Source organism: Streptomyces sparsus (assembly GCF_054776295.1).
The window spans coordinates 1-5,954 of record NZ_BAAHCA010000245.1; the positions used below are offsets into that span (position 1 = coordinate 1).

Genomic DNA, 5,954 nt, shown 5'->3' on the forward strand with positions numbered 1-5,954 from the left:
GGCCCCGAACCATCGGGGCCCCGCCGGGGCACCGGCACGTCCGGGCCACCCCGGCAGCCGGGGGAGCGGGGCCGCGCGGACGTCGCCGGGGGTGTCCCGCCGCATGCCGTCCGTGGTGTGTTGATGTGGCCGAAACTCGCCGTTAGCACCGAATCGATAACGGAGACCGGCCAGCCCTTTACCTGGCATCTACGCGCGTTACTCTGGGCCGGAAGCCAGCGCCGGAAGAGGCGCTTCGGGAGTCGAAGGAGACCCTCTCTTGCGTCGGTTCACCAAAGTCGCCGCCGCGGTCACCACCACCGCGGCCCTCGCCTTCACCACCGCCGCCTGCGGCGAGAGCTCCACCGAGTCCGGTGGTGACAAGGGTGTCGGCCTCGCCTTCGATGTCGGTGGTCGCGACGACCACTCCTTCAACGAGTCGGCCGCCCGCGGCTTCGACCGTGCCAAGGAGGAGCTCGGCGTCGGCGGCAAGGAGATGACCGCCGGCAACAACGAGACCGAGGCGACGCGCGAGCAGCGCCTCACCTCCCTCGCCAACGCGGGGTACAACCCGGTCATCGGGGTCGGCTTCGCCTACGGCAAGTCGATCAACAAGGTCGCCAAGGACTTCCCCGACACCACCTTCGGTGTGGTCGACAGCCCCTCCCAGGCGGAGAACGTCGCCGGCCTGCAGTTCGCCGAGCACGAGTCCTCCTACCTGGCGGGCGTCGCCGCCGCGCTCAAGACCAAGACCGACAAGGTCGGCTTCATCGGCGGCGTCAACAACGCGCTGATCCAGAAGTTCCAGGCCGGCTTCGAGCAGGGCGTCAAGGACACCAACGCCGACATCGAGGTCACCTCCGAGTACATCGAGCAGAGCAACGACAGCGGGTTCAACAACCCCAGCGCCGGCAAGCAGAAGGCCTCCGGCATGCTCGAGCGTGACATCGACGTGATCTACACGGCGGCCGGCGGTTCCGGAACGGGCGCCATCGAGGCGATCGCCGGCAAGGACGGCGCCTGGGCGATCGGCGTCGACTCCGACCAGTACCAGCAGCCCGGCCTGGCGAAGTACAAGGACTCGATCCTGACCTCGGCCATCAAGAACGTGGACGTGGCGGTCTTCGACCTCGTCAAGAGCGTCGAGGACGGCGAGCCGCTGTCCGGTGACAAGGAGTACGCCCTCAAGGACGACGGCGTCTCGCTCGCCACGTCCGGCGGCTTCATCGACGACATCATGGACCAGATCGACGAGGCGAAGCAGAAGATCATCGACGGCGAGATCAAGGTCAGCAGCACCGTTTCCAACTGATCCGTCCGACGGCACTGCACCGGGCCCGGCGGGAGCACGACCACCCCGCCGGGCCCGCGTCTCAGTATTGACGCTACGCGCGTAGCTTCCCCGTGAGCGCGATACCGTCACCTTCCCCACACCGCCACCGCTCCACTCCTGAGCGCCGAGGAGAGTGCGCCATCAAAGCGTCCAGCAGCAGCCCACCTGCCGACAGCCCGCCCGCGGTCGAGCTTCACGGGATCACCAAACGATTCCCGGGGGTGGTGGCCAACCACGACATCGACATCACCGTCCGGCGCGGCAGCGTGCACGCCCTCGTCGGTGAGAACGGCGCGGGCAAGTCGACCCTGATGAAGATCCTCTACGGCATGCAGAGGCCGGACGAGGGCACCATCACGGTGGACGGCGAGCAGACCGTCCTGCACAGCCCCGCCGACGCCATCGACCGCGGCATCGGCATGGTGCACCAGCACTTCATGCTCGCCGACAACCTCACGGTCCTGGAGAACACCGTTCTCGGCGCCGAGAAGCTGCACGGCATCAGCGCCGCGGCCCGCCGGCGGATCGTGGAGCTCTCCGAGGCCTACCACCTCAACATCCGCCCGGACGTCCTCGTGGAGGACCTCGGCGTCGCCGACCGGCAGCGCGTGGAGATCCTCAAGGTCCTCTACCGCGGCGCCCGCATCCTCATCCTCGACGAGCCGACCGCCGTGCTCGTCCCGCAGGAGGTCGACGCCCTGTTCGACAACCTGCGCGAACTCAAGGCCGAGGGCCTGACGGTCATCTTCATCTCGCACAAGCTGGGTGAGGTGCTCTCCGTCGCCGACGAGATCACCGTCATACGGCGCGGCACCACCGTCGCCTCGGTGCTCCCGGCGGACACCACGCCGAAGGAGCTCGCCGAGCTGATGGTGGGCAGTGAACTGCCCGTCCCCGAGGCCCGCGAGTCCACCGTCACCGACGTCGAGATGCTCTCCGTCTCCGACCTGCACCTGTCGGCCACCGACTCCGACGGCGCGGTACGCGACGTGCTGGACGGCATCTCCCTCACCATCCGCAAGGGTGAGGTGCTGGGCATCGCCGGGGTCGAGGGCAACGGCCAGGCCGAACTGGTGGAAGCCCTCATGGGCGTGCGCAGGCCCGACCGCGGGCGCATCGTGCTCGACGGCGAGGACATCAGCCGCGTCACCACCCGGAAGCGGCGCGAGGGGGGCATGGGCCACATCCCCGAGGACCGCCACCGGCAGGGCCTGCTGCTGGAGTCCCCGCTGTGGGAGAACCGTATCCTCGGTCACGTGACCGAGCCGCCCAACAGCAAGGGCGGACGGCTCGACATCAAGGCCGCCCGGGCCGACACCGAGCGCATCGTCGCCGAGTACGACGTGCGCACCCCCGGCATCGACGTGCCCGCGGCCTCGCTCTCCGGCGGCAACCAGCAGAAGCTGATCGTCGGCCGTGAGATGAGCCACCACCCCAAGCTGCTCATCGCCGCCCACCCCACCCGCGGCGTGGACATCGGCGCCCAGGCGCAGATCTGGCAGCAGATCCGCGAAGCCCGCCGCGAGGGCCTGGCGGTGCTGCTGATCTCCGCCGACCTCGACGAACTGATCGGCCTCTCCGACACCCTGCGGGTCATGTACCGCGGACGCCTCGTCGCGGACGCCGACCCCGCCACCATCACCCCGGAGGAGCTGGGCTCTGCCATGACCGGTGCCGCCAGCGGCCACCTCGAGTCCGGTGGCCCGGTTGCGGCCGCCGAGCCCGACGGCGACGCCGCTCCCCAGGACGCCACGCCCGAGGACGGTGACGCCCGATGAAGAGGATCAACAAGGAGCGGCTGCTGCTCGCAGCCGCCGCTCCGGTGCTGGCCATCGTGGCGGCGCTCGCCATCACCTCGGTCATCATCGCCATGTCGGGCAAGAACCCGTTCCAGGCGTACGCCGTCATGATCGACTTCGGTACGACCAGTGACAGCCAGGTCTGGATCGTCAACAAGGCGATCCCGTACTACCTGTCCGCCGTGGCCGTGGCCATCGGCTTCCGGATGAACCTGTTCAACATCGGTGTGGACGGCCAGTACCGGCTGGCGGCCTTCTTCGCCGCCGTGGTCGGTGGCGCGCTCACCCCGCCCGGCATCATCCAGGTCCCGATCATTCTCGCCACCGCGATGCTGGTCGGCGCGGTGTGGGCGGGCATCGCCGGCTACCTCAGGACGAGCCGGGGGGTCAGCGAGGTCATCACCACGATCATGCTGAACTTCATCGCCGGTCTGATCATCGCCTACTTCCTCCGGGAGGGCCGGCTCGCCGAGCGGGAGGGCAACCTGCTGCACACTCCGGACATCCCGGAGAGCAGCCGCCTCTTCACCTTCCCGACCTCACCTGATCCGGTGTACGGCTCGATTCTCATCGCGGTCGTCGTCGGCATCGGTTACTGGTTCGTGCTCAACCGCACCCGGTTCGGCTTCGACCTCCGGGCTGTCGGCGCCTCGGAGACGGCAGCCGAGGCGAGCGGCGTCAGCGTCAAGCGCATGATCGTCACCTCCATGGCGCTGTCCGGCGTGGTCGCCGGCCTGGTCGGTATGCCGACGCTGCTCAACGAGTCCTACAACTACGGCACCGACTTCCCCGTAGGCGTCGGCTTCACCGGCATCGCCATCGCCCTGCTCGGCCGCAACCACGCGGGCGGCATGGCGCTCGCCGCGCTGCTCTGGGGATTCCTGGAGCGCACCGGCATCCAGTTGGAGTTCGAGGAGTTCGCCCAGGAGATCGTCGGCGTGATGCAGGGCGTCATCGTGCTCTGCGTCGTCATCGCCTACGAGGTGGTACGGCGCTACGGCCTCAAGCTCCAGCAGCGCAAGGTCGGCGAAGAACTCGCCGGAGCCGGCAACGGCGGCCGGAACAACACGGCGGAGGTGGCCAAGTGAGCACGAAATTGCCCCCGCTGCTGACCAAGAAGGGATTCAGCAGCAGGAACGCCGTTGACGCGAGGCCCGGCAGGGTCCGCTTCTCCTACCCGGTGGTCCTGCTCATCCTCGCGGGCGCGGTACTCGCCCTGTCGACGCTGCGCGTCATCACCGGCGCCGACAGCATCACGGCGTCCACCCAGTACGCCGCCGCCCTCAGCCTCGCGGTGCCGATCGGCCTCGCCGGCCTCGGCGGCCTGTGGGCCGAACGCGCGGGCATCATCAACATCGGCCTCGAAGGCATGATGATGCTCGGCACCTTCGCCGCCGGCTGGATCGGCTGGCAGCACGGTCCGTGGATGGCCGCTTTCGCCGGCATCGTCGGCGGTGCGCTCGGCGGCCTCGTGCACGCCGTCGCGACGGTCACCTTCGGCGTCGACCACATCGTCTCCGGTGTCGCCATCAACATCCTCGCGCTGGGCACCGTCCAGTTCCTCGCCAAGCTGTGGTTCGGCGCGGACGGCAGCGCCGCCGCCGCCGCGGGTGGCAACGACAAGCAGTCGCCACCGATGGACGACATGCCGACGTTCAGCATCCCCCTCCTCGCCGACTGGCTGGGCAGCGTCGAACGGCACAACTGGTTCTTCGTCTCCGACGCAGCCGGCATCCTGCGCGGCGGCATGAGCAACGTCTCCTGGCTCACCCTGCTGGCGGCGCTGCTGTTCGTGGGCACGTTCTTCCTGCTGTGGCGCACCCCGTTCGGACTGCGTCTGCGCTCCTGCGGCGAGGCGCCCATCTCCGCGGAGTCGCTCGGCGTCAACGTCTACCTGTACAAGTACTACGCGGTGATCGTGTCCGGCGCGATGGCCGGCCTCGGCGGGGCCTTCCTCACCATCGGCGTGCACTTCTACCAGGACCAGATGACCAACGGCCGCGGCTACATCGGCCTCGCCACGATGATCTTCGGCAACTGGCGGCCGGGCGGTGTCGCCATGGGCGCCGGCCTCTTCGGCTTCACCGACGCACTGCGGCTGCGCAGCGGCGGACCCACGGTGCACGCGCTGCTGCTGCTCTTCGCGGTGCTGCTCATCGGCCTCGCGCTGTGGAAGCTGTACAAGGGGCAGAAGCGCCAGGCCGCCATCAACGGTGTGCTCGGCGCGGTGCTCGTCGTCTGGTACGCCACCACCGACACGGTGCCGCAGGAGCTCGTCGCAGCCAGCCCGTACCTCACCACGCTGCTGGTGCTGGCTCTCTTCTCGCAGCGGCTGCGGGTGCCGAAGACCATCGGCAAGTCCTACCGGCGAGGGCAGGGCAAGTGACGGCCGCCTCGCAGGACGCCCTGTTCGAAGCACTGCGGACGCAGGCCCGGGCCGCGATGGCCCGGGCGTACGCCCCCTACTCCGGGTTCCCGGTCGGCGCTGCCGCCCTGGTGGACGACGGGCGCACGGTCAGCGGCTGCAACGTGGAGAACGCCGCCTACGGCGTGGCGCTGTGCGCCGAGTGCGGACTCGTCTCCGAACTCGTCGCGACCGGCGGCGGCCGGCTCACCCACTTCAGCTGCTGCGACCGCAACGGCGAGCTGCTGATGCCCTGCGGGCGCTGCCGGCAGCTGCTGTGGGAGCACGGCGGCCCCGAGCTGCTGATGGACACCGCGCGCGGTGTCCGGCCGCTGGCGGAACTCCTGCCTGACGCCTTCGGTCCCGAGGACCTCGCCACCCGCTGACGCACGCGGCAGCGCCGGGCCCGACCGGAACCCTCGCGGGGCGACCCGCGGGG

At 69.4% G+C, this 5,954-nt stretch carries 5 protein-coding genes; all 5 read left to right on the top strand.

All coding sequences use genetic code 11. The annotated features are described in order from the left end of the window. Window positions 1-259: 259 nt before the first annotated feature. The gene (locus tag ACYVE9_RS13380; RefSeq protein WP_461028041.1) at window positions 260-1,291 is read left to right on the top strand and encodes a BMP family lipoprotein; all 1,032 of its coding nucleotides are present in this window, start codon (window positions 260-262) and stop codon (window positions 1,289-1,291) included. Window positions 1,292-1,383: 92 nt separating this feature from the next. Continuing rightward, window positions 1,384-3,090 (top strand): ABC transporter ATP-binding protein, encoded by a 1,707-nt coding sequence (locus tag ACYVE9_RS13385; RefSeq protein WP_461028042.1) that lies wholly within the window; start codon window positions 1,384-1,386, stop codon window positions 3,088-3,090. Continuing rightward, a complete protein-coding gene (locus ACYVE9_RS13390; RefSeq protein WP_461028043.1) occupies window positions 3,087-4,199 on the top strand; it encodes an ABC transporter permease in 1,113 nt (370 codons plus the stop codon). The genes ACYVE9_RS13385 and ACYVE9_RS13390 overlap by 4 nt, the downstream gene beginning before the upstream one ends. Then, complete coding sequence (locus ACYVE9_RS13395; RefSeq protein ID WP_461028044.1) at window positions 4,196-5,497, top strand: ABC transporter permease; 1,302 nt, start codon at window positions 4,196-4,198, stop codon at window positions 5,495-5,497. The genes ACYVE9_RS13390 and ACYVE9_RS13395 overlap by 4 nt, the downstream gene beginning before the upstream one ends. Next, the gene (locus tag ACYVE9_RS13400; protein ID WP_461028045.1) at window positions 5,494-5,901 is read left to right on the top strand and encodes a cytidine deaminase; all 408 of its coding nucleotides are present in this window, start codon (window positions 5,494-5,496) and stop codon (window positions 5,899-5,901) included. Before ACYVE9_RS13395 ends, ACYVE9_RS13400 begins: the two co-directional genes overlap by 4 nt. The last annotated feature ends 53 nt before the right edge of the window (window positions 5,902-5,954 follow it).